The organism is Corallococcus sp. CA047B (genome assembly GCF_003612065.1).
Classification (GTDB): domain Bacteria; phylum Myxococcota; class Myxococcia; order Myxococcales; family Myxococcaceae; genus Corallococcus; species Corallococcus praedator.
On record NZ_RAWD01000092.1, the window covers coordinates 1 to 22,935 of the forward strand.

17 protein-coding genes and 1 pseudogene are annotated in these 22,935 nt (G+C 68.7%); 9 read left to right on the forward strand and 9 right to left on the reverse strand.

Features of this window, described 5'->3' with window-relative positions:
• Both D7X74_RS16450 and D7X74_RS16455 read left to right on the forward strand, forming a co-directional pair.
• Nucleotides 1–858 (forward strand): annotated as a pseudogene (locus D7X74_RS16450) (polyketide synthase dehydratase domain-containing protein); the annotation flags it as partial.
• A 26-nt stretch (nt 859–884) separates the two neighbouring features.
• A complete protein-coding gene (locus tag D7X74_RS16455) occupies nt 885–1,967 on the forward strand; it encodes a fatty acid desaturase (protein WP_120533920.1) in 1,083 nt (360 codons plus the stop codon).
• Between the two features lie 73 nt (nt 1,968–2,040).
• Here D7X74_RS16455 and D7X74_RS16460 read toward each other — a convergent pair whose 3' ends face one another.
• Nucleotides 2,041–4,548: a DNRLRE domain-containing protein gene (locus D7X74_RS16460; protein WP_120533921.1), complete on the reverse strand. Its 2,508-nt coding sequence runs from the start codon at nt 4,546–4,548 to the stop codon at nt 2,041–2,043.
• 205 nt (nt 4,549–4,753) lie between these two features.
• Between D7X74_RS16460 and D7X74_RS16465 the strand changes: the two genes are divergently transcribed.
• Nucleotides 4,754–6,118 carry an FAD-binding oxidoreductase gene (locus tag D7X74_RS16465; protein ID WP_120533922.1) on the forward strand — a complete coding sequence of 455 codons (1,365 nt, stop codon included), beginning with the start codon at nt 4,754–4,756 and terminating at the stop codon, nt 6,116–6,118.
• A gap of 10 nt (nt 6,119–6,128) precedes the next feature.
• Here D7X74_RS16465 and D7X74_RS16470 read toward each other — a convergent pair whose 3' ends face one another.
• On the reverse strand, nt 6,129–7,028 hold the full coding sequence (locus tag D7X74_RS16470) for a LysR family transcriptional regulator (RefSeq protein WP_120533923.1): 900 nt from the start codon (nt 7,026–7,028) through the stop codon (nt 6,129–6,131).
• 120 nt (nt 7,029–7,148) lie between these two features.
• Here D7X74_RS16470 and D7X74_RS16475 point away from each other — a divergent pair, with 120 nt between their 5' ends.
• Nucleotides 7,149–7,919 carry a type 1 glutamine amidotransferase domain-containing protein gene (locus D7X74_RS16475; RefSeq protein ID WP_233602124.1) on the forward strand — a complete coding sequence of 257 codons (771 nt, stop codon included), beginning with the start codon at nt 7,149–7,151 and terminating at the stop codon, nt 7,917–7,919.
• 4 nt (nt 7,920–7,923) lie between these two features.
• On the opposite strand, the gene D7X74_RS16480 is transcribed toward D7X74_RS16475, so the two are convergent.
• The 3 genes from D7X74_RS16480 to D7X74_RS16490 form a co-directional block, all read right to left on the reverse strand.
• Nucleotides 7,924–9,768: a leucine-rich repeat domain-containing protein gene (locus tag D7X74_RS16480; protein WP_233602125.1), complete on the reverse strand. Its 1,845-nt coding sequence runs from the start codon at nt 9,766–9,768 to the stop codon at nt 7,924–7,926.
• Nucleotides 9,769–9,812: 44 nt separating this feature from the next.
• Entirely contained in the window at nt 9,813–10,946 is a 1,134-nt protein-coding gene (locus D7X74_RS16485; protein ID WP_120533924.1) for a right-handed parallel beta-helix repeat-containing protein, read from the reverse strand.
• A gap of 161 nt (nt 10,947–11,107) precedes the next feature.
• Nucleotides 11,108–13,249, reverse strand: a complete 2,142-nt coding sequence (locus tag D7X74_RS16490; protein ID WP_158622238.1) for a hypothetical protein — start codon at nt 13,247–13,249, stop codon at nt 11,108–11,110.
• Between the two features lie 292 nt (nt 13,250–13,541).
• Between D7X74_RS16490 and D7X74_RS16495 the strand changes: the two genes are divergently transcribed.
• Nucleotides 13,542–15,167, forward strand: coding sequence for an LVIVD repeat-containing protein (locus D7X74_RS16495; protein WP_120533926.1), 1,626 nt, complete (start codon nt 13,542–13,544; stop codon nt 15,165–15,167).
• A 6-nt stretch (nt 15,168–15,173) separates the two neighbouring features.
• On the opposite strand, the gene D7X74_RS16500 is transcribed toward D7X74_RS16495, so the two are convergent.
• Genes D7X74_RS16500 through D7X74_RS16515 form a run of 4 tightly spaced genes read right to left on the reverse strand, consistent with a single transcriptional unit; the run spans nt 15,174 to nt 18,566 of the window.
• Entirely contained in the window at nt 15,174–15,539 is a 366-nt protein-coding gene (locus D7X74_RS16500) for a DUF6285 domain-containing protein (RefSeq protein WP_120533927.1), read from the reverse strand.
• Entirely contained in the window at nt 15,532–16,548 is a 1,017-nt protein-coding gene (locus D7X74_RS16505) for a phosphotransferase family protein (RefSeq protein ID WP_120533928.1), read from the reverse strand. The genes D7X74_RS16500 and D7X74_RS16505 overlap by 8 nt, the downstream gene beginning before the upstream one ends.
• 3 nt (nt 16,549–16,551) lie before the next feature.
• Nucleotides 16,552–17,775 (reverse strand): acyl-CoA dehydrogenase family protein, encoded by a 1,224-nt coding sequence (locus D7X74_RS16510; RefSeq protein WP_120533929.1) that lies wholly within the window; start codon nt 17,773–17,775, stop codon nt 16,552–16,554.
• 17 nt (nt 17,776–17,792) lie between these two features.
• Entirely contained in the window at nt 17,793–18,566 is a 774-nt protein-coding gene (locus D7X74_RS16515; RefSeq protein ID WP_120533930.1) for an SDR family NAD(P)-dependent oxidoreductase, read from the reverse strand.
• A 105-nt stretch (nt 18,567–18,671) separates the two neighbouring features.
• Between D7X74_RS16515 and D7X74_RS16520 the strand changes: the two genes are divergently transcribed.
• From D7X74_RS16520 to D7X74_RS16535, 4 genes are all read left to right on the forward strand, one after another.
• Entirely contained in the window at nt 18,672–19,514 is an 843-nt protein-coding gene (locus D7X74_RS16520; RefSeq protein WP_120533931.1) for an enoyl-CoA hydratase-related protein, read from the forward strand.
• Entirely contained in the window at nt 19,511–20,182 is a 672-nt protein-coding gene (locus D7X74_RS16525; RefSeq protein ID WP_120533932.1) for a TetR/AcrR family transcriptional regulator, read from the forward strand. The genes D7X74_RS16520 and D7X74_RS16525 overlap by 4 nt, the downstream gene beginning before the upstream one ends.
• Entirely contained in the window at nt 20,179–21,021 is an 843-nt protein-coding gene (locus D7X74_RS16530) for an NAD(P)-dependent oxidoreductase (RefSeq protein ID WP_120582027.1), read from the forward strand. The genes D7X74_RS16525 and D7X74_RS16530 overlap by 4 nt, the downstream gene beginning before the upstream one ends.
• A gap of 75 nt (nt 21,022–21,096) precedes the next feature.
• The gene (locus D7X74_RS16535) at nt 21,097–22,914 is read left to right on the forward strand and encodes a long-chain fatty acid--CoA ligase (RefSeq protein WP_233602126.1); all 1,818 of its coding nucleotides are present in this window, start codon (nt 21,097–21,099) and stop codon (nt 22,912–22,914) included.
• The last annotated feature ends 21 nt before the right edge of the window (nt 22,915–22,935 follow it).

A 22,935-nucleotide genomic window follows, 5' to 3' on the forward strand; every position in this document is an offset into this window, starting at 1 on the left:
ACCCCGCCCCCCGAACCGCCACGGCCCACGCGGAAGGACCTCGTGGTCGACGCGGCGAGCGTGCCCTGCCTGGAGGACCACCTCGTCCGGGGCACCCCCACCCTGCCGGGCGCGTGGGCGCTGGACCTGATGTTCCAGAGCGCGCTGGGCGACAGCCGACCGGAATTGAGGACCGTCACCATCGAGGACGCCCGGTTCTCCCGCTTCATCCGCGTGAAGCCGGGAGGCCAGCAGGCCCTGCGCGCCGAGTGCACCCCGCTGACCGACATCCCCGGCCAGCACAGCGTCCAGGTCCGGCTCACCGGAGACATCGTCCATGCCTCCGGCGTGGTGCTGGAGCGCGACCTCGTCTACGCCGAGGCCCGCTTCACGCTGACGGCGGAGCCTCCCCGGGCCACGCCCCAGCTCGCGGCCGCCACGGCGTCGGGCAACGGCCTGCCCGTGCATGATCCGCACTGCGCCACCGGCTCCCCCATCGAGCTGCGGAAGATGTTCGACTGCCTGGAGGAGATCCGCCTGGAGCAGACCGCCCGCTTCGCGCGGCTGGGGCTGCCGGAAGCGGCCCGGCAGGCGGGAACGCACGTGCCCGCGCTCGTCCTGGACGCGGCCCTGCGGCTGAGCGCGATGCACGTGGAGGGCGTGTCGAACGACGTGTTCGCGCCCATCCAGGTCCAGCGGGCGACGTTCGACCGGGACCTGCTCACGCACAACGACGGCGCGCCCCGGCACCTCTCCCTGAGGGCGCTCGCACCGCACGTGGAGGGAGACCTCCTGCATTGCGGCAGCGCGGCGGCGCATGACGAAGCGGGGCGGCTGCGCATGCTCGTTGAAGGTGGCATCGCCCGCCCCATGGCCTGAAAGCCCCATTCCCACTGGACGCCACCATGAACGACCTTCCTCCGCCCCCGGTTCCCATCCCCCCGGATGACGCCAAACGGCTCCGTTCGGAACTGCGCCGCCTCCTGCCCCCCGAGTCCTTCGAGCGACAGCCCCTGCGCGGCATCGTCGCGCTCGGCCTCGTGCCCGTGATGGCTGCGATTGTCTGGCTCATCGGAAGCCAGCCCCTGCCCGGCTGGGCGTGTCTCCTCCTCGCGCTCGTGCTGGGGCAGATGGTCACCGCCGTGGGCCTCGCCGCTCACGAAGCGCTGCACCACTCGGTGTTCCACAGCCGGACGATGGAGAGCGTGCTCGGCTGGGTGGGCTTCGCGCCCTTCCTCGTCACGCCCGGCAACTGGCGGGCCTGGCACGTCCAGGCGCACCACAGCGCCGCCAACGTCCACGTCCGCGACCCGGACATCCTTCCCCGGCAGACGGACTGGCGCACCCAGGGGTTCGCGAAGCTGTTCCACCTCATCTCCCCGGGGTCGGGGACCTGGCTCAGCTTCATCAGCTTCAGCGTCTTCTTCACCGCCCAGGGGCAGGCCTTCCTCTGGTACCACAGCGGGCTGCCCGGGTTTCAACACGTGCACATGCACCGCGCCCGGGAACGGGTGCTCACGGTGCTGCTCGCCGCCGGCTGGGGCGCGCTGGGCTGGGTCCTGGGCCCCCGGGCCGCGCTCTACGCGCTCGTGCTTCCGCTGCTCATCGGCAACGTCACGCTGATGATCTACATCGCCACCAACCACTGGATGCAGCCGGCGTCGGAGGAGACCGACAACCCCTTCGTGAACACCGCCAGCGTGCGGACGCACCCGGTGATGGACTGGCTGCACTTCAACTTCAGCTACCACCAGGAACACCACATCTTCCCGGCCCAGAGCCCGAAGTACGCGCCCCTCCTGCGCCAGCACCTGCGAGCGCTCAACCCCCGCGCGTCCATCGTCTATCCCCACCTGCACGCCCTGCGCATGCTGTACCGGCGCCCGGCGCTCTACTCCGCGGATGGACAGACGCTGGTGGGCCGGGATGGCATGACCGCGGTGAGCACCACTGAATTGCGCCAGCAACTGGAAGCGCCCACCGCGTAGGGCGGCGCCCGAAAAGACACAGGGCCCGGAAACCAACCGGTTCCGGGCCCTGCTCATCCCAACGAAGGCAGGGTTAGCGGCCCGGCCAGCTCAGCGCGCCCCGGCTCGTCACCGTGCCGGAGGGCACCCCGAGCACCTGCGCCACGTCCGCGGGCAGCGGCTTGCCGCTGTTGTACGCGGGGCTGGTGGAGCGCACGACGTAGTTGCGCAGCGCCTGGTTCACGAAGAACGGGTCGCCGCCCGACGCCAGGTCATGGCCGTTGTTCTCCCAGCCACGAGCGGTGCGGACCGCCGCCAGCGACGTGTAGTTCACGCCGCCCGTGTCCACCCAGTTGAGCAGCGACTTCGTGCTGCCGCCGGAGCGGTAGTAGCTGTTGTAGTCCAGCCCGGAGAAGAAGGTGTTCGGCCCGGTGTTGGTGAAGTTGTTGTCGGAGCGCGACGCCTTGAGGGTGGTGATGTTCCCGCCCGACAGGATGTTGTTGGACACGTCCACGTTCACCGTGTCCGGACCGATGTCCGAGCCCCGCTTGTCCTGCTCGTTGCGCGAGTCGTCGTAGATCCAGATGTTGATGGCCGCGTTGTTGATGAGGGTGTTGTTGTAGATCTTCGTGTTCGACGAGCACGCCTGGATGCCGGCGTAGGTGTTGTCGTAGATGAGGTTGGACGCGATGATGCCGGTGTCGGAGACCTCGTAGAAGATGCCAATCTTGTTGTTGCGGAAGATGTTGTAGACCATCGCGCCATCGCGGCAGTCCTCGTCACACCAGAAGCCCGCGCCGTTCAGGTTGTTCTCGAAGACGTTGTTGCGCACCGTGAAGCCATTCATGTGGGCAATCTTCACGCCCGCCTGCGCGCACGAGCGCGAGCAGTTGGTGCCGAAGCGCTCCGTGTTGTTGGCGTTGATGACGCTGCCCTCCAGCAGCAGCCCATCGGTGACGAGCGTGGCGGAGTTGGTGGAGCCATTGGAGCCAATCGCGGTGAAGCCGTTGTTCGCGAACACCGACCCGCGCACCACGCCGCCCTGGGGCTTGATGCTGAGCGACCCGGCCGCCATCTGCGTGAAGACGCAGTTCTCCACCAGGGAGTTCGTCGCGCCGATGTAGAGCGCCGCGTTCGTGGTGTTGCTGTACTCGTTCGTCGCGTAGCGCCGGAAGCCCAGGCCCATCACCTTGTGGCCGGTGGTGCCCAGCACCATGGCGACGGGGCGCGCGGCCACCTCCACCGTGTGGCCCGTGGGGTTGGTCGCGATGTAGATGCGGCGGTGGGTCCAGTCGTAGAAGAAGTTGCCCGGCGTGGCCTCCGCCAGCGTCTTCACCTCGTGCACGTACGTCCCGTCGATGAAGACCATCTGCGGGTCGCCCGCCGCGGGGTTCGCCGGATCGCCATACATGTCGAAGTGGCTGCACGGGCCCTGGTTCGTCGTGGGCTGGGCGTCGTACTTGTACGTGTAATAGCCGCCGTTGCAGAAGCTGGGCGTGCTCCAGTCCATGTACCAGTGGCCGGCGCCGTCGGAGGTCCAGGCGGAAGCGGGCTTCAGGTCCGTGCCGTCGAACCAGGCCTGCTCGTGCGGATAGGCCTGGAAGGTGATGGGCTTGGTGTTGACCTTGTAGTTGCCCGCGCCGTTGTTGTACCAGTCACGGTAGGTGCCACCGCGCACCACGATGGTCCCACCGGTGGAGGGCACCAGCGCGATGGCCCGGTTGAGCGTGGCCACCGGGGCGGCCTGCGTTCCCGCGTTGCTGTCATTGCCATTCGTCGCCAGGAAGATGGCGCCCGTGGGGATGGCGTAGTTGGTGTCCGGAATCGTCTGGCCGGTGTTGTCCAGCCCGGGGATGCCGGGGTTGCCCGGTTCGTCCGGCAGGGCATAGGTCACCGTCAGCTTCGGCCGGTTGGCGGCGATGGCGGCCTCCGAGGAGTCCAGTTCCAGGCCGTCCATGTTGGTGTTCGCATCCAGCACGAAGCCGTTGTTGGTGTCGGCGCTCTGCACCCAGCCCTGCACGGCCGCGATCCCCGCCGCGTTGAGGTCCACGCCATAGGAGCCCGTCGCGCCCGGGATGAGCGTGGCGAAGGACGTGGCGCCCCGGTCCGAGGCGCCGCTGGCGCCCACGGCGGCCCAGGCGGTGGTGCTGGTCGCGTTGTTCCAGGTGGCCTGCGACTCCGTCCAGGCACGGCCGGCGGCGTAGACGAAGAAGCCCTCGCCCGTGGTGGAGTTCTTCACGTTGACTGTCAGCCGCACGGACTGCACCGTCGCGTTCGCCGGGATGGCGCCCAGGTCGAAGCGCAGCAGGCCGTTGCTGACCTTCCCGGAGCTCGTCGGGTAGTCGCGATCCAACCGGATGAGCGCGTCCGCGCCCAGGTTCACGGTGGGGGTGTTCTGCAGGAGCGTGGCATCCGACACGCCGGTGTACGCGGCCGTCGGAGCGACCTGCTCCTGGAAGGACACGGTGATGGGCGTGCCCAGCGCGCTGTCCACCGTGGACAGGGGCTCGGGAGGCGTCTCGCCTCCACAGGCCATGGCGAGCAGCGCGGGCAGCAGGACGAGCGCGTGGCGCCCGCCCGTACGGGGAACCGGGGGAATCATCAGGGGGATTTCCGTTCGTGGGGCTTACCGGGCCGAAACGACCCAGGACATGGAAAAGCACGGAATTCTCGCCAACCCCGATGATTTGTTGCGTCCCCGCCCGCACGCCGGGCAGCCGGCCGAGAGGGGCCCAGACCGTCCGGCCAGGGCTCACCCGTCACCGTAGAGTCCCCACCGTTCCAGCGAACGAAGGACGGAGGGGTGGATGACCACGGAGCCGGTTTCCAGCGAGCGGGGGTTGGGGGAGGCAGCACTGCGCAATGCGCTGCACGCGGCCAGGGTGGAAGCCATCGCCAGGCAGTTGAAGCAGCGCAAGGGCACCGGGCCTGCGTCCTTCAAGAAGAAGTCACCGCCCCATCAGGTGCCCAAGCGGAACGACTCGCGGCGCGGCGATGAGAAGGTGGACCTGGGGGACCTGGATCAGATCCTCGAAATCGATCCGGTGGGGCTGACCTGCACGGCCGAGCCCGCGGTGACCTTCGACCAGGTGGTGCGAGCGACGCTGCCGCTGGGGCTGGTGCCCTTCATCGTGCCCGAGCACAAGACCATCACGCTCGGGGGCGCCATCGCTGGGTGCTCCATCGAGTCCATGTCCTTCCGCCAGGGCGGCTTCCACGACACCTGTCTGGAATACGAGGTCATCACCGCGAAGGGTGAAGTGCTGCATTGCTCACCCACGGAGCAGCCGCTGCTCTTCCAGATGCTCCACGGCTCGTTCGGGACGCTGGGCATCCTGTCGCGCATCCGCTTCAAGCTCGTCCGCGCGGCCCCCTACGTGCGCGTGACGTATGAGACCTACGACACGCTCGAAGCCTTCCAGCAGGCCATCTGGCGCCACTTCAGCGCGAAGGACACGGACTACCTGGACGGGCAGATCTTCTCCCCCACGAAACACGTGCTGTGCGTGGGGCACTTCGTGGAGAAGGCCCCGTACGTGAGCCGCTACGAATGGCTCACGGCGTACTGTGAAACCATTCCTCGCCGGAAGGAGGACTACCTCACGACGTACGACTACCTCTTCCGCTACAACCGGGGCGTCACCCACGCGCGGCCGCAGAACCTGCTGGCCCGCGCGCTGTTCGGGAAGTTCATCCACTCGGACAGCGTGCTGCGGGCCGCCAATCACTTCCACAACCTCCTCCTGCCGGAGAAGGACCCGCCGGTCATCGTGGATGTGTTCGTCCCCTTCTCGCGCACGGCCGAGTTCATGGACTGGTATCACCGCGACATGCGCTACTACCCGGTGTGGTGCGTGCCCTTCCGGCGGGTGCATGACTATGAATGGCTGACACCTGCATGGTGGGCCGGGATGAGCGACCCGCTGTTCCTCGACCTCGCCGTGTACGGCCTCCCGCAGCCCCCCGGCCGCAACCTCTACAAGGAGTTCGAGGACGCGCTGCAACGGGTCAACGGCACCAAGACGCTCATCTCCTACAACTACTACGACGAGGAGACCTTCTGGAGCATCTGGAACCGGGACACCTACCAGACGGTGAAGCAGCGCACCGACCCGGGCAACCTCTTCCGCGACCTCTACACGAAGATGTGCAAGGCGGCGCTCGGACTGTAGCGCGGGCCCGTCAGGCGGTGTCCGTCAGCACGGCGATCAACGCCCGCGAGGCCGCGGACAGGCTGCGGTGCGGCACGTAGATGACCGAGAACGGCCGCGAGCGCCCGCGCGACTTCGGCAGCACCTCCACCAGGGTGCCCCGGCGCAGGCGGTCGGCGGCGATGAAGTCATACGTCTGGCACAGCCCCATGCCCTGCTCGGCGAGCGACACCACGCCGAGCACGTCGTCCGCCACCCGCAGCGCCGTCTGGGGCGTCCAGTCCACGTCGCGGCCGTCCTCGCGGAGGATCCACGGGGACACGCGGCCGGTGCTGGGCATGACGAAAGACAGACAGGCATGGCGCTCCAGGTCCGCCAGCGACCGGGGCGTGCCGGCCTCCTTCAGGTAGGCCTTCGAGGCGACCAGGCACATGGGCGCATCCTCCAGCTTCCGGGCCACCAGCCCGCTGTCGGGAAGCGCGCCCAGGCGGATGGCCAGGTCGTAGCCCTCCGCCACCAGGTCCACGTTGCGGTTGGAGATGCTCAGCTCCACCTGCACGCGCGGATGCCGGCGCACGAAGGTCCGCAACTTCGCCGGCAGGCGATAGTGCCCGTAGGTCGTGGGAACACTGAGGCGCACGCTGCCGGTGACTTCGCCGCCCTGCCCCTGGATGGCGCGCTCCGCCTCCGCCAGCAGACCGAAGGCGGTGCGCGACTGTTCCAGGTACAGCCGCCCCGCGTCCGTCAGCCCCAGACTGCGGGTGGTCCGCCGCAGCAGCTGCGCCCCCAGCCGCTGCTCCAACCGGGCGAGCGCGCGGCTCACCACCGAGGGCGTCGTCCCCAGCGCGGTGGCGGCGGCCGTCAGCGAGCCGCGCTCCACCGCCGCGATGAAGGCCTCCACGTCGTTCAGGTGGTCGAAGCGCCGGCCCATTCATGCCTCCACGGCAAAAGTGCCATGCCCTCATGCCCGTTTATCACCGACGGCGGCGACAATAGTTTGGATGACGAGACCGGCCCCCCTGTGAGGGCCCTTCCCTCAGGAGTCCTGAACATGTCCTCCCTTCTTGCCGCCTCCCTGCTGGGGATGGCCACCGCCGCCGCGCCGACCGTCAAGCCCACCGCGCCCTCCCTAGCGCCCGTCCTCATCGTGATGACCAGCCACGCCACCAAGGGCAGCACCGGCGAGCCCACCGGCTTCTACCTGGGCGAGGTCACCCATCCGCTGGCCGTGTTCCAGGCCGCCGGCATCCCGGTGGAGTTCGCGTCCATCCAGGGCGGTGAGCCGCCGGTGGATGGGCTGGATTTGAAGGACGCCACCAACGCGCGCTACTGGAACGACCCCGCGTTCCGGCAGTCCCTGCGCACCACCCTCAAGCTGGACGACGTGAAGGTGGCCCGCTACTCCGCCGTCTTCTACGCGGGCGGCCACGGCGCCGTCTGGGACTTCCCCGGCAGCCCGGCGGTGCAGCGGGTGACGCGCGAAATCTACGAAGCCGGCCGGGTCGTCGCCGCCGTCTGCCACGGGCCCGCGGCGCTGGTGAACGTCAAGCTGAGCGACGGCAAGTACCTGGTCGCCGGCAAGCAGGTCAGCGCCTTCACCGACGACGAGGAGCGCGCCGTGAAGCTGGAGAAGGTGGTCCCCTTCCTCCTGGCCACCACGCTGAAGGAGCGCGGCGCGAAGCACCAGCCCGCCGCCAACTGGACGGCCAAGGTGGTGGTGGATGAGCGGCTCGTCACCGGACAGAACCCGCAGTCCGCCACCGGCACGGCCGAAGCGGTGCGGGACCTCATCCTGAGCAAGGCGACGAAGCCCGCGCCCTGAGCACTCAGGTGCCCCTGCGCGCATGGACCGAGAATACGTCCCTCAGCCCGGCGATGAGCGCATTGCTGGGATGCTGCTCGCCCAGCGGCCCCAGCGCGTCCCCCAGGGCCAGGAAGAGCGCGCGGACATGGTGGGCGGAGGCGCCCGCCCAGTCCATGGCATGGGCGATGTCCTCACTCTGGACCCGGAACTTCTCCAGCGCCCCGTCATAGGGCGCCGCCGTGGGGATGTTGAGGCGCAGGAGCAACCCCAGCAGCGCGATGATCTCCGTGAAGTCATAGCGGCCCGACTTCGCGTCATGGATGTGTTCGACGCGCACGTTCTCCCGCTTGAACCAGTAGTCGATGTACGCGGCCGCGTTCCTGGGGCTGGACGCCAGGTCCACCACGTCGAGCTGGGCGTGAAGCTCCGGATCCACCTGCGTGATGAGCGACCGGCGCACGGTGGCGGTCTTCAGGACGGCGCTGTCGAAGCGGCGTGTCGGCAGCGTGCGCAGCGGCGTGCCCTCGAACTTCAACACCTCCAGCTTCGGCAGCCGCGTGAGGACCTCCGGAAGCTCCCACATGAGCCGGACCTTGCTCCACGCCCCGAAGGCCCACCGGAGGTAGGCGTACGGGTTGTTGACGAGGTTCACCTCCCGCAGCTCCACGCATTCCGCGAGCGAGTCCGGGAGCCGCCAGAGGCAGTTGGTCTCCAGGTTCAACACCCGGAGCTTCTTCAACGCCCCCATGGATTCGGGCAGCGTGAGCAGGCCATTGCTCCGCAGGTCCAGCTCACGCAGCTCCGTGAGCAGCCCCAGCTCTTCTGGAAGCGTTCGCAGCTCATTGCTCTGGAGGCTGAGCTTCTCCAGGCGGCGGAACAGGAAGAGTTCCTCCGGCAGTGACTTGAGGCCCTTGCCGTCCAGCGACAGGCTCTTCACCTTGTCGGGCTCCGCCATCTTCTTGGAGACGAGTTTGCGGAACGCGGCCCGGACGCTGGTGAACTCAGGACGGGAGATGGGCTTGCCGGTGGCCAGCAGCTTCCGCGCCTTGTCGAGCAGGACGCGCTCGCCGGACACCACCGCCGGAAGGAAGACGCCCTTCACCTCATAGAGGTCCTGCGTGTCCTCCACCCCGTTCGATACCGCGAACACCTTCGAGCCCTGCCCCTGGTAGCGGTGCGCATCCACGGGGCCCTCCACCCGCAGGGCGTAATCCGAGGCGATGGTGCGGGCCACGAGGCCGCCTCCCACGGAGACGCTGCCGTGGTTGTAGACCGCCACGAAGTCCCCGGTCATGACGTCGCCCGTGACGCGCAGCCGCGAACCGCCGATGGCGATGCTCGTCGCGGTGAGGTTGCCGTTCACCTGGAGGAACGGTCCGAAGTCGTTCTCCCCGTTGAACACACAGCCCTCGACGGTGAGGTTGCCTTGCACCAGGAGCCCGATGAAGGGCTCCGCGTCCGGGTCGTCCAGGGCGAAGATGCCGCGACGGAAGTCGAGCCACAGGTCATGGGGCACGACGACATCCCCGGTGAGCACGAGGACGCGGTCCTCATCCTGTTCGGAGTTGCCGGGGAGCTGCACCGAGCCTTTCACCTGCTCCCAGGGGGTGGACTCGAAGGCCAGGTCGCTGGACCAGGCGCCCTTGTCCACCCGGGCCGCGACCTGCTTGCGCGCGAAGGCCGCGGCCTCCTCGGCGGAGGCGAAGGTGCGCGACTCGCGCTTGCCCTCCGTGCCCTGCTTGCCGTGGTGCAGCTCCAGCCGCTCGCCGTGCTGCGCGTAGGCCCAGAAGACGCGGGCCTTGCCTTCCACGCCCACGAGTCGCATCGCTTCACGGGGCTGGACCACGGGGAGTCGGGGAGTCTTCATGCTCCCCGCCTTCTATCGCGAAGTCCCGGGGCCCGGGCACGTGCTCAGAACGCGGAGCAGGTGACGCCTTCGCAGTTGCCCGCGCCATTGCCTCGCGCGACGTTACCGCCCGCGTCGAAGGCGGCCGGCGCGTGGATGCCCCAGCCCACGTTGTTCACCGCGGTGTTGCCCACCAGGGTGGGCGTGCTGGGCTCCAGGACCCGGAGGCCGTCCCCGGCATTGCGCAGGAAGCGATTGCCGCGAACGAGGCCCGTGAGCGGGTAGGGAACGAACTCCGGCAGGTCGGCCAGCGTCAGGCCGCCCGCGTTGTCCCAGAAGGTATTGCCCTCCAGATAGACGGTCCGGCTTCCGGCGTGGAGCCCACTGCCATTGTTGACGACCCACGAGTTGCGCATCACGAACCGGAACGGCCCCCAGACCGGAGCTTCCGGAGGGGCCAGCGCGGTGTTGTTCGCGATCATCGTGTCCTCGAACCGCAGCTCCGAACAGAAGTCGAAGCCGCCGGCCGGGTCGAACGCCAGCGAGCCCACGGCGGTGTTCATCGCCAGGATGCTGGAGCGGATGCGGATGTTGCCATTGAAGCACTCGATGACGTTCTCATTCGAGTTGAAGGTCGACCCGAGCACATCCACGTCGTGGGCATCCACGAACATCACGCGCCCGTTGCCGGTGAAGAGCGAGGAGTGGATGTTGAACTCACCGGTGGCCGCGTCGAACTCACTGCTCATCCCGGTGGTATTGCCGCGCAGGACGGAGTTCGTGATGAGGAAGCGCGCATAGCCGCCCCGATGGTAGATGGCCGTCCCATTCCCGACGAGTGACAGCTCGTGCAGCCGCACGTTGTTCGCGCCGCTGTCCAGCACGTAGCCCCAGCGGAACCCCCGGATGGTGCCGTTGCGGACCGTGCCGTTGGCTTCGACCACGATGCCTTGCGAGTCCCCCATCTCCGGGCCGGTGCGGCGCACGGTGTGCCCGCCCAGGTCCAGGACGACGCCTTCTCCGACGACCCGGAGCGCGGGGGCCCCCGTGCCCGGACACAAAAGGTCGCGCGTCAGCTTCGTGTGCTGGGTGAGGGTGTCTCCGCACTTGACCGCGGCGGCCCCCGCCTTCGCGTCGCCTCCCTCCCACAGCAACGACGCCAGGGCCACGACGCCCACCCACTCCCTCGCATGCGGCATGCTGCCTCCCGGTCGGAGGCGTCCGGCCTCCGGCTGGAGGAGGCTAACCACCGGGCCCTGGACGGCTTACCCCCCGGAGGTGGCAGCCCGCTGCCCGAAGGCCGACAGCGGTGGAGTCCTCCGGTTCAGGGCCTGGGCAATCCTTTTCCCATGCCGTCCCGTCAGCTCACGAAGGAGCCGGGCTCCTTGCTGAAGCCCGCCTTCGCGTGGTGCCTCAACCGCTCCTTGCGCGAGGCCTGCTCGAGCGCGGCGATGACGGCCTTCTCGGCGTCCGGGCCCCACTCGTCCACCTTGGCGGGGTCGAGCCCCTTGGCCTTCACATACGCCTCCAGCGCGTCGGCGGCGACGGAGCCACCGCGGCCGGCGTTGACCTCCAGGTCGGCCAGGATGGCGTTGCCATACTCGCTGGTGACGACGTCCTTCAGCTGGAGCTTCGCCTTCACGGTTTCGCCGCTGGCGTCCTTGCCGGTCACCTTCACCGAGCGGTTGCGGGTCTCGGTGATCTTCCCCTCGTTCGCGTACTTGATCTGCGCCTGCTGCATCGCCGGGTCGGCGCCCGCGGCCATGAAGACGGCCGCCAGCTTCACATCGGTGCGGATGGCTTCGGCCGCCTCGACGCCCTTGAGCACCGTGCCATCCGCGCGGGTGAGCACCACGCCCTTGGCGTCGACGTCGAGCCCGTACTTGCCGAAGCTCTTCTCGTATTGCGCCGGGTCGGTCTTCTTCAGGTCCCGCATGAACTCGGCCAGCGTGCCATTGCCGCTCTTGCCGAGCGTCCACTGGGTGAAGCCCCATGAGACGCGCCCGGTGTCCCAGGTGTTGACCTTGCTGAAGGTGCCCTCCAGTCCGGAGATGGACGCGAGGATCTTCTGCCGGTCCTCGCTGATGCCGCTCTTCTCGAGCTGGGTGTCGACCTGGGTGTGCGAGTCCCCCGCGACGGCGCCACCATCCACCGCCTTCCACAGGTTCGTGTAGGCGGTCTCGCGGCCATCGCGCATCCGCACGGTGGTTCCATCCACCGTGACATCCGACCGGGTCTGCGGCACGGCGACCATCGGCGTGTAGGCGTCGATGCGGGCGAGCAGGCCGTCCTTCACCGACGTCTGGTGGGCCTGGGCCTGCGTGAGCTTCGCCTTCGCCGCGTCGAGCGCGGCCTTCTGCTCGCGCTTGAGCGTCTCGGCGGCCTCCGGGTCCTTCGGCACCTTCGCCTTCGCCTGCTTCTTCTCCAGCGTGGCGACCTGTTCCCCCGCGTGCTTCACCGCCGCGGTGGCCTGGGTGAGTTCCGGATTCGCGCCGATGTGTTCCTTCAGCCACGCCTTGACCTTGGCGCCCGCGTCCGTGACCTTCTTCTCCGCGGCATCGAGCTTCGCCTGCGCGGACGTCTTCGCCGCACCGGCGGGCGCCTTGTCGAAGGCCGCCTTCGCCTCGTTGCGCTCCTTCACCGCCTCCTTCAGCGGGTTGTAGATGGCCGCCTTCGGAGGCTTCCAGCTCGCGACGTTGATGGGGATGAGGTTGTTGAGTTCCACGGCATTCCCGCGCTGGACGGTGCCCTCATCCCTGGACGTGACCTGGATGGCATCGAGGTTCTTCTGGATGTCGGAGGTGGAGACCGTTCCAGCGGCGGTGACCTTCGCGGGAGTCTTCACCGGAGCGGTGGTGGCCACCGGCACCTGGGGCTCGAAGGCCGCGAGCGCACGCTTCAGGTCCCCCGCTTCAAGCTCCAGGTTGAGCGCGTCCTGCAACGAAGTGCCGGTCAGCTTCTGGTACTTCTCCGCGACCTTCGGCAGCAGGGCGGGGTCCAGGCCCTCCAGGGCCTCGAAGACAGCGGCCTCGTCGGTGCCCCAGATGTCATCCATCGCCGCCTTCAGCTTCGCCGCCGCCGCATCCACGGGGCTTGCGCTCGCCGTGCGCTTCGTGGCCGCCGAAGACAAGGGGTTGAACGAGAAGGCCTGGTTCGTGGGAGGCCGCCCGCGAATCTGTTCCGCCAGACGCTTGAGGGTCGCGCCCTTCGCGCCGCCGGCAATGGCCTTGAAGAGGAAGGCGCGCTCGGCGCCCGCGTCGGCGCGGGGCGACGCGGTGGCGCTGACGCCTGCCTTTGACAGCAGGTTCGCCAGCTCCTTCTGTTGGGCGGGACTGAGGTCCGCGAGCGCCGTGGTCACCGCGTCGACGTCCGCCGGCGGCATCCCTCCGGAAAGCGCCTGGAGCAATGCCTGACGCGTCATGCCCTCGGGAAGCGAGGCCACCCGCTGCTCCACCTTCTGTTGCTCCGGGGCCTTCGCGCCGGCCGCGACGGGAGCCGCCATGGAAGAGGCGGCGCGGGTAGGAGCTCGCGAAGAAACCGTCGTGGGAGGCGCCTGGGAAACAGGCGCCTCCGCCTGCAAGACTCGGGACGGTTTCGGGGCGAGGGATCGAGTGACCTTGACCATGAGACCTGCCAGCCTAACGCACCCCCAGTGAACGCCGTATCGGACCCCGTCCCCGGCGGGTTTGAACCCAGACCTGCCTTGCCAGGAGGGTGAGGAGCCGGGCGGGCCGGATACGTTCACCAGGGGCGCCCCGCGAATCCCCGCGGGGCGCATTCCTCGCGAGGCCCCCATGACATTTCCCCGCCGCGCCCTACAGCCCCTGCTGGTGGTCCTGTCGCTCCAGTTTCTCGCCGGGTGTGAGGACCCGCCCCCGCACCCCTCCGGCGACGCGGGAGTCCCCGACGCCGGCCCCTATGTCTGGGATGGCACCTACACCGAGCTTGAAGAGCACGGAGACTGGATTGACAAGGGGCCTTTCGCGCCGTGCGGCTTCGACGCTCAGGACGCGTCCACCACCGCCTGCGAGGAGCTGCCCCGCTTCGACGTGTCCCGGTGCGACCCGGCGGCCCTGGCCGCGCTCCCGCAAGAGGGCATCTACCAGGCCAACACCCGGGACGCGAAGCCCCTGGCGGATGGAGGAACCCTCATCTCCATTGGCTCCGTCGGCTTCCAGCTCCGGAGCGACGGGGGCCCGAACACGATGTACGACGAGCCGCTCCTCCAGCGCGACACACAGGGCGGCCGCTTCTCCGTTGTCGGGAAGAACACGCGCACGAGCCTCACCGTCGCCATGGTGGGCTGCCAGACGCCCACTCCCGACATCGTCACGGGCTGCTTCGCCACCTGCCGCCGGGGGAAGGTGACCCAGCAGGGCACCTTCGAGGCCCACCGTGTCGAACGGCGGGCCGGCGAGCCCGAGTCCTCCGGCGGGTTGACACTGCTCTCCGAGCGCCACGTGGCGCTGGGGCATGCCGTGGATGTCTTCGTCACGAAGGGCCACGCCTACGTCGTCTCCCTGCCCCATGCGGGCCGGGCCGGTGGACTCACCGTCTTCGACGTGAGCGACCCCAGGAACCCCGTCTTCAAGACCTCCATCAGCCTGCCGGAGGACAACTTCTGGAACGGTGTCTGGGCCCACCGCGACGCCCTCTACGTGGCCAGCAGCATCATGGGGACGCTCGTCTACGACATCTCCACCCCCGCGGAGCCCACGTTCGTGCGGAACCTGCCGACAGGGACCTTCGGCGCCCACACGGTGCTCGTCGATGGGGAGCGGCTCTACGCAATGGTCCCCAACACCGGCACCTTCGTCTACGACGTGTCCCAGCCGCTGAGTCCCGTGCAACGCGCCCGCATCACCGTCCCCGGGGACCCGGATTCTGGCGGCCCCCATGACACCTTCGCGTATGGGAACCGCCTGTACGTCAGCAATGCCTTCGGGCCCTACACCGTGCTGGACGTCACCGACCTGGACGACGTGCGCCCTCTGGGTCAGTACCCCCGCCCGGACCTCGCCTACTCGCACCACAGCGCGGTGGGGACCTTCGCGGGGCGCACGCTCGCGTTCGAAGGAGGAGAGTTCAACAGCTCCCACCTGCGGGTGCTCGACGTCACCGACCCCGCCCGCATCGTGAAGCTGGGCGAGTTCCGCATGCGCTCCATCACCTCCATCCACAACCTCATCCTGCGCGGCACCCGGCTCTACGTGGCCTGGTATCACGAGGGCCTGCGCGTGCTGGACGTGTCCAACCCGACGAAGCCCACGCAGGTGGCGCACTACAACACCTTCCGCGAAAGCGACCCGTACCGGGGCGACAGCCTCTTCGAGGGTGTCTACGGCGTCCGCGTGCCCGGCGACGGCCACGTCTACATCGTGGACTCCTCACGGGGGCTGCTCATCTTCAACGAGCTGTGACGGACGTCAGGGTCCCGAGGAGCGCCCGACAAGGGCCTTCGGTGCGCTCTCCCGGACCCGCTGCACCGTGGACTCCCACAGCAACCTGCGGGCCTCCACATCCTCATCGAACTCGCCCCGGCGGATCCGGGCCGCGAACTCACGCGTCAGGGCCTCCAGCGCCCCTTCGGTCTTGAGGAGGGCCGCCAGCGCCTGCTGCTCTTCCTGCTGGGGGCCTTCCCCCTGCCGCAGTTGGCGCTCGGCGATGCCCATGGCATTGGCGATCATCCGCGCGGCATAGACCTTGTCCCCGGGCAGCAGGGGCAGCAATTCCTTGCGCAGCACCTCACTGGCGATCGCAAGCAACGCGGCACCGTCTGGCTGTTCACGCATGCCCGCCCCCGGTCATGTTCAGGATCTCCATTTCCAGCTCCGGTACGACATGCGCCGTCAGCGCCAGCTCCAGCGACGGTTCCTGTCCGGAGACATGGCGCTCCCCCTGCTGCAGGGCAATCACGGCCCACCGAACATGCGCGTGGACCTCCCAATAGAACACCGCCTCACGCGTCGGTTGCCGGCCACTCACGCGCGCATAGCCACGAAACAGCGCTTCGCGGGAGCCCATGCCCCCCGCTTCCTTGTCGAACTGGCCAAAACGCCAGCAGCGCGCACAGAACCACCCCAGGTCCTCCAGCGGATCCGACCAGGCCGCGAACTCCCAATCCAACACGGCCGTGAGCCCGACTTCGTCCACCAAGTAGTTCCCGGTGCGGAAATCACGATGCGTCAGCACCCGCTCCGGCGTCTCCGGTGCATGCCTTTCCAGCCAACGAAGCCCCCACTCCAGCGCCGGAAACGCCGTGTGGTGCCCATCCAGGAAGCGCCGGAAGTCCTCCACCCCCTGAAGCGCTGGCGACAGCGTCGGCACTCGCAGGAAGGAGAGCCCCTCCACCGGCGGGCGGATGGCATGCAGTCGTGCCAGCTCCTCCCCCAGGCGCTCCACCAGCAGCTCCCGGTCCCCGCCCAGGTTCAGCTCCTTCATGAGCCGGTGCCCGGAGGCCGTCCCCCGGGCCCTGCGCATCACGAAGAACTCCCGGCCGAAAACGGAGGCGTCACCGGACCACAAGGGCTCCGGCACCGTCACGCCGGCCCGGAACGCCACCTGGAGCAGGGCGAACTCCTGTGCACGGCCGTGCGACACGGCGACGCCTGACGGCGCATCGGAGCGCAGCACACACTCCAGGATGCCGTCGTACCGGCCTCCCGTCACGGTGGCCGTCAGCGACCAGTTCTCCTGGATGGCACCTCCAGACAGCAGGTGCGCCTCATCAATCCGCACCGCGCTGGCCCCCGCCCTGCCCGCCAGGAATTGTTCCAGCGCCCGCTTCTGTTCTTCGCGCATGGCTCACCCCCTCTTCGGGGGAGCGACGGACGCGCCCCATCGGAAGAACTCCTGGCCTTCGTCCAGATAGGCGCGTGAGAGCACCATCTTGTGGATCTCACTGGCGCCGTCGACCAGCCGCGCCTGCCGGGCATAGCGGTAGATCCATTCGACGATCGTGTCCTTCGAATAGCCACGGGCCCCCAGCAACTGGATGGCCGTGTCGGCGGCCTTGTGCAGGGCGTCCGCCACGTGGATCTTCGCGATGGAGATGTCGGTCCGGGCGAAGTCGCCCTGATCCAACTTCCACGCGGCACTCATCGTGAGCAGCCGCCCGATGTGGATGTCCTTGGCGGCGTCACCCAGCATCCACTGCACGCCTTCATGCTTCGCCAGGGTCTCCCCGAAGCTCATGCGCCGCGTGACATAGCTCCCCGCCTCTTCCAGACACCGCTTGGCCAATCCCAGCCAGCGCATGCAGTGCGTGAGGCGGGCGGTGCCCAGCCGGATCTGCGTGACCTTGAGGCCATCCCCCACGCCCAGCAGGCGGTGCGCGTCCGGAATCCGCAGCCCCTCGAAGACAAGCTCGCAATGACCGCCATGCTCTTCCGGTCCCATGATGGGAATGCGCCGCTCAATGCGCCAGCCGGGCTGGCTCGCGTCGAACAGGAAGGCGGTGAGCCCCTTGCGCTCATCGTCGGAAGTGCGTGCCACCAGGATGAAGTGCTGCGCGCCCTCGGCCCCGGTGATGAACCACTTGCGGCCGGTGATGAGCCATTCGTCGCCCTGCTTCTCCGCCCGGGTATAGGTCAGCGAAGGGTCGGAGCCGCAGCCGTCGGGTTCCGTCATCGCGAAGGCGGAGCGCACCTTCCCGTCGATGATGGGCTGCAACCACCGCTGCTTCAGCGCCTCCGTCGCCAGCACCTTCTCCAGCACGATCATGTTGCCGTCGTCAGGCGGCGCGGCGTTGAACATCACCGGACCGAAGGGCGACCGGGCGGCCTCCTCGTAACAGGCCGCCATGCCGACCACGCCCAGGCCCTGCCCTCCCCGCGACACCGGCATCTGGAAGGCCCAGAGCCCCTCCGCGCGGGCCTGCGCACGGACCCGGGCCACCACCTCCTCGCGAAGGTTCTCGTGCGTGTCGAACGCCTCGGGCCGGGTCTCCAGCGGCAGCACGTGCTTTTCGACAAAGGCACGCACGCGCAGCCGGGCGTCTTCCACTTCGGGGGAGAGAGAGAAATCCATCAGGAACTCCAGGAGGACTACAGGGTCGAGCAGAGATGGGCGCCGTCCACTTCGAGCACGCTGCCGCTCATGTAGCTGCCGGCCTCCGAGGCCAGGAGCAGCAGCGGGCCATCCAGCTCCCGCATGTGGCCGAGCCGCCGGAAGGGAATGCGCGCCACCAGCTTCTGGCCGGCCTCCCTGGCGAAGAACTCGCGGTTGAAATCCGTTTCGATGTAGCCCGGCGCGAGGGCGTTCACGCGAATCTTGTGACGCGCCAGCTCGAACGCCATCGCCTTGGTGAGGTGGATCAACCCAGCCTTGGAAGCGCAGTAGGGAGACACCGCGCCCCCCACCCGCAGCCCCAGGATGGAGGCGATATTGATGATGCTTCCAGGCGTGCCCCGCTCCACCAGACGGCGGGCCACGGCGCGGGCCACCAGGTAGGCACCCTTGAGGTTGGTGTCGACCACGGAATCCCACTCAGACTCCTCCACCTCCAGGAAGAAGTGCTCGCCAGACACCCCGGCGTTGTTCACCAACACGTCCAGCACGCCCCCGGCGAGCGCTTCCGCCTCCGCCACCGCCGCCTTCACGGACTCCGAGCGGGTCACATCCAGCGCCACGGCATGGGCCCGGACCCCAGAAGCCCGCAGCCGCGAGACCTCGGCGGCCAGCATGTCGACACGGCGGGCGGCCAGCACGACCTCCGCCCCCGCGCGCGCCAGTACGCCGGCGAAGTGCAACCCCAACCCTCCAGAGGCGCCCGTGATCAGGGCGCGACGGCCCTCCAACTGAAAAGGGGAAGCACTCATGGAAGGTCTCCAATGGGATGACGCAAAAGGTCGAAAAGCCAAACAGCGCAGACCCTGCTTCTTGCTGTTGACGGTCCGCCAACAAGCTACCATCATGAATCCACCATGAGCTATCAGCACATCCGGTTTTCGGTCGCGGACCGGGTCGCCACCCTGGAGTTGCATCGTCCTGAAGCGCGCAATGGCTTCACCGTGACCATGGCGGACGAACTTGCCCAGGCACTGTCCGACGCGGATGCGAATGAAGGCGTGCGAGTGGTCATCCTCTCCGCTGCTGGGAAGGATTTCTGCGTGGGCGCGGACCTGAGCGGCAGCTCGCTCGAAGTGACGAACACCCGCATTCCCGAGGGCGCCTGGGTGGAGCCGGCGACGCGGGTGACCCGCCGGATGTTCGCGCTGCGCAAACCCATCATCGCCGCCATCCAGGGCGCGGCGGTGGGCGTCGGCTCGACGATGATCCTCCCCGCGGACTTCCGCCTCGCCTCGAAGAACAGCCGCTTCGGCTTCGTCTTCAGCCGGCGGGGCATCTATCCGGAGGCGGGCTCCAGCTGGTTCCTGCCGCGCATCGTCGGCATGGGACGCGCGCTCGACTGGATGGTGAGCGGACGGTTGATCAACGCGGAGGAGGCGCTCGGCGCGGGGCTGGTCCGCTCCCTCCATGAACCCGAAGCGCTGCTCGACGCGGCCCTGTCGCTCGCCCATGAGTTGGTGGAGACCACCGCGCCCGTCTCCGTGGCCGTCATCCGTCAGGCGCTCTACCGGATGAGCGCCCTGCCCTCGCCCGAACCCGCGTTCGAACTCGACAGCCAGCTCATCGCGAGCCTGGGAGACAGCGCGGACGCCCTGGAGGGCATAATGGCCTTCATGCAAAAGCGACCCGCGAAGTTCTCCCGGACGGTGGAGCAGGACCTGCCGGCGTTCCTGCCGTGGCGGGAGCACACCTCATGAGCCCGGCCCTCTCGCCCCGCTGGAAGCGCCTGGAACCGGACGAACGCCGGGAGCAGATCCTCGAGTGCGCCGCGCGGCTCTTCGGTGAGCGCCCGTACGCGGAGGTCTCCACCACCGACATCGCCAAGGAGGCGGGTGTCGCCCGGGGACTGCTCAACCACTACTTCGGGCAGAAGCGGGACCTCTATCTGAAGGTCGTGAAGAGGATGCTGCTCATGCCCGGCCTGGAAGCGAGCGTGACCATGACCGGAACCCTGCGGGAGCGGGTGGAGAAGAGCGTCGAGTGGTACCTCGATACGGTGGCCACCCACGGGAAGACGTACGTGGCCGTCACCGGCATGGGAGGCATTGGGGCGGACCCGGAGGTCGAGCGCATCATCTCCGAGGCGGACGACGTGGCCGCGGCGAGGACGCTGGAGTTCCTGGGCCTCAAGATCGAGGTCGGCAGCGACGCGCGGCACCGCGCGATGATGCGCTCCTACGGCGGTCTGGTGAAGGCCACCATCCGCGAGTGGATTCGCGGCGGAACCCTCTCCCGGGAGGACGCGCACCTGCTCCTGAGTGAAGCGCTCATCGTCATCGTGCGCGACGTCTTCCCGCAACTGGCCCCGCAGGCGGCGCCCGCGCGCGGCGAGACCCGGGCGCCGAAGTCGGGGCCCAAGCGGTGACGGCCCCAACGCAGCCACCGGGGCCGCTCGCGGGACGCACGCTGTTGATGTCCGGAGGCAGCCGGGGCATCGGGCTGGCCATCGGGGTCGCGGCGGGACGGCTGGGGGCGAACGTCGCGCTCCTGGCGAAGACAGACACCCCGGACCCCAGGCTGCCCGGGACGGTGCACACAGCCGCCGCGGAGATCACCGCCGCGGGAGGACAGGCGCTCGCCGTGGTGGGGGACGTGCGCGACGAGGCGGACGTGCAGCGGGCGGTGGATGAGACCGTGGCGCGCTTTGGCGGCATCGACTTCTGTCTCAACAACGCCAGCGCCCTGGCGCCGCTGAAGACAGAGGAGCTGTCCGTCAAGCGCTTCGACCTGATGCAGCAGATCCAGCTTCGGGGCACGTTCCTCCTGACGCGCACGGCCCTCCCGCACCTGCGGCGCTCCCCCCACGCGCACATCCTTTCGCTCTCCCCGCCCATCAACCTGGCGCCGCACTGGATGGGCCTGCACCCGGCGTACACGCTCGCCAAGTATGGGATGACGCTGCTCACGCTCGGCTGGGCGGCGGAGCTGGCCGAGGCTGGCATTGGCGCGAACGCGCTCTGGCCCCGGACGCTCATCGCCACCGCCGCCGTGAAGAACCTGCTCGGGGGCGACACCTCCATGCAGCGGGCCCGCGCGCCGGAGATCATGGCGGACGCGGCCGTGGCGCTCCTCCAGCGCCCGCCGCGCGCATGCACCGGCCAGACCTTCATCGATGAGGACGTGCTGCGCGCTGAAGGTGTCACCGACTTCAGTCGTTACGGGGGCGGCCCCGACGTCGCGCTCGACCTCTACGTCGATCCCTGAAGAAGAGGAACGAAGCAGCCCATTTTGTGTCTTTGAAACCGGAGGCGGTTGCCCATGGATCCGTCGCGCGCAGACATGGAAGCGCAGTGCCAATCCCTGGCGGACAAGCTCACGCTGCCGCTCCTCCTCAAACGCAACGCCGAGGAATACGCGAGCGCCCCCGCCCTCACCTCCGGGGACACGACCCTCACCTGGGCGCGGTTGCGTGAACGGACCGCCGCGCTCACCCGGGGCCTGGACGCGCTGGGACTGAAGCGGGGCGAGCGGATGATGATCATGATGTCCGCCCGGCCGGAGCATTGGATTGTCGACTTCGCCGCCGTCCACCTCTCCGCCATTCCCTGTACCGCGTATCAGACCCTGAGCACCGAACAGGTAGGCTACGTCGCGCGGCACAGCGGGGCCACGGTGGTGGTGCTGGAGGGCAAGGACGAGGTCGCCCGGTGGTGGCCCGTGCTCGAAACGCTCGGGGCCCTCAAGCGCATCATCGTCGCCGACCCGGCGGCCATCCCGGCGGGAGATGCGCGGTTCATCTCCTTCGAACAGGTGGAGGCCCAGGGACACGAAGCGCACCAGGCGGCACCCCGCGTCTTCGAGGAGCGCTGGAGCGCCATCCGGCCCGAGGATCCGATCGCCATGATGTACACCTCGGGCACCACCGGCGACCCCAAGGGCGTGGTGCTGAGCCACCGCAATGCCTTCTATGAGGCCATCGCCGTGGACGCCGCCATCCCCGTCCAGATGCGTGTGCCGTCCATCGCCTACCTCCCGCTGGCGCATGTGGCGGAGCGCGAGCTGGGCCTCTACCGGGCCCTCTACAAGGCGCTGCACGTGCACATCTGTACGGACCCCACGGGCGTGGTGCCGCTCTTGGCCAAGGCGCGCGCCCCGGCGTTCTTCGGCGTGCCGCGCCTCTGGGAGAAGCTCGCCGGGGGCCTGAAGGTGAAGCTGGGCGCGCTTGAACCCGCCCGGCGCGACCCCATCCTCGCCGCCCATGCCCTGGCGCTGGAGGCGTTCCGACTCCAGGGCGCCGGACGCGCCGTGCCCCCGGAGCTCCAGCGGCAGGTGGCGGAGGCCGACGCGCGGGTGCTCGAACCCCTGCGCAAGACGCTGGGCCTGGACGCGCTCCAATGGGCCAGCAGCGGCTCGGCGCCCATCCCCGTGGAGATCCTCGAGTACCTGGGCGGCTTCGGCATCCGGGTGCTGGAGGTCTGGGGCATGAGCGAGACCACGGGCTGCGCGACCATCAACACCCCCACCGACTTCCGGATTGGCGCCGTGGGCCGGCCCCTCCCCGGGCTGGAACTGCGACTGGCCGGGGATGGGGAGATCTTCGTCCGGGGCCCCATCGTGTTCTCCGGCTACCTCGCGGAGGACGGCCGGGTCGTCAGCGCGCTGGACGCGGACGGCTGGCTCGCCACCGGAGACATCGGCACGCTCGACGCGGACGGGTTCCTCACCATCACCGACCGCAAGAAGGAGCTGCTCATCACGTCGAGCGGGAAGAACATCGCCCCCTCCAAGATTGAAGGAATGCTGCGCGCGCACCCGCTCGTGGGTCAGGCGATCGCCATTGGCGATACCCGGCCCTACGTGACGGCGCTCGTCGCCCTGGACCCGGAGGCCGCGCCCCTCTGGGCGAAGTCCCAGGGCCTCACGTCGGTGTCGCTCGCGGACCTCGCGCGCGAGCCGGCGGTCCGGACCGAACTGGAGGCGCTCGTCGGCGCGGCCAACGCCCGGCTGTCCCGCGCGGAGCAGATCAAGAGCTTCGACGTGGTCCCCGACACGTGGTCGCCCGTGACGGGCGAGCTCACCGTCACCCTCAAGCTCAAGCGCCGCGTGCTCCTCGCGCAGTACGCCGAGCGCATCGCCGCGCTCTACGCGAACGCCTGACACCCCACCTCCCCCGAAGGG

Excerpts from the sequence above, each read along its gene's own strand:
- D7X74_RS16510 (WP_120533929.1), bottom strand. The coding sequence starts at position 17,775 with ATGGATTTCTCTCTCTCCCCCGAAGTGGAAGACGCCCGGCTGCGCGTG.
- D7X74_RS16470 (WP_120533923.1), bottom strand. The coding sequence starts at position 7,028 with ATGGGCCGGCGCTTCGACCACCTGAACGACGTGGAGGCCTTCATCGCG.
- D7X74_RS16495 (WP_120533926.1), top strand. The coding sequence starts at position 13,542 with ATGACATTTCCCCGCCGCGCCCTACAGCCCCTGCTGGTGGTCCTGTCG.
- D7X74_RS16460 (WP_120533921.1), bottom strand. The coding sequence starts at position 4,548 with ATGATTCCCCCGGTTCCCCGTACGGGCGGGCGCCACGCGCTCGTCCTG.
- D7X74_RS16455 (WP_120533920.1), top strand. The coding sequence starts at position 885 with ATGAACGACCTTCCTCCGCCCCCGGTTCCCATCCCCCCGGATGACGCC.
- D7X74_RS16525 (WP_120533932.1), top strand. The coding sequence starts at position 19,511 with ATGAGCCCGGCCCTCTCGCCCCGCTGGAAGCGCCTGGAACCGGACGAA.
- D7X74_RS16535 (WP_233602126.1), top strand. The coding sequence starts at position 21,097 with ATGGAAGCGCAGTGCCAATCCCTGGCGGACAAGCTCACGCTGCCGCTC.
- D7X74_RS16505 (WP_120533928.1), bottom strand. The coding sequence starts at position 16,548 with ATGCGCGAAGAACAGAAGCGGGCGCTGGAACAATTCCTGGCGGGCAGG.
- D7X74_RS16520 (WP_120533931.1), top strand. The coding sequence starts at position 18,672 with ATGAGCTATCAGCACATCCGGTTTTCGGTCGCGGACCGGGTCGCCACC.
- D7X74_RS16515 (WP_120533930.1), bottom strand. The coding sequence starts at position 18,566 with ATGAGTGCTTCCCCTTTTCAGTTGGAGGGCCGTCGCGCCCTGATCACG.
- D7X74_RS16465 (WP_120533922.1), top strand. The coding sequence starts at position 4,754 with ATGACCACGGAGCCGGTTTCCAGCGAGCGGGGGTTGGGGGAGGCAGCA.
- D7X74_RS16480 (WP_233602125.1), bottom strand. The coding sequence starts at position 9,768 with ATGAAGACTCCCCGACTCCCCGTGGTCCAGCCCCGTGAAGCGATGCGA.
- D7X74_RS16485 (WP_120533924.1), bottom strand. The coding sequence starts at position 10,946 with ATGCCGCATGCGAGGGAGTGGGTGGGCGTCGTGGCCCTGGCGTCGTTG.
- D7X74_RS16475 (WP_233602124.1), top strand. The coding sequence starts at position 7,149 with ATGTCCTCCCTTCTTGCCGCCTCCCTGCTGGGGATGGCCACCGCCGCC.
- D7X74_RS16490 (WP_158622238.1), bottom strand. The coding sequence starts at position 13,249 with ATGGCGGCTCCCGTCGCGGCCGGCGCGAAGGCCCCGGAGCAACAGAAG.
- D7X74_RS16500 (WP_120533927.1), bottom strand. The coding sequence starts at position 15,539 with ATGCGTGAACAGCCAGACGGTGCCGCGTTGCTTGCGATCGCCAGTGAG.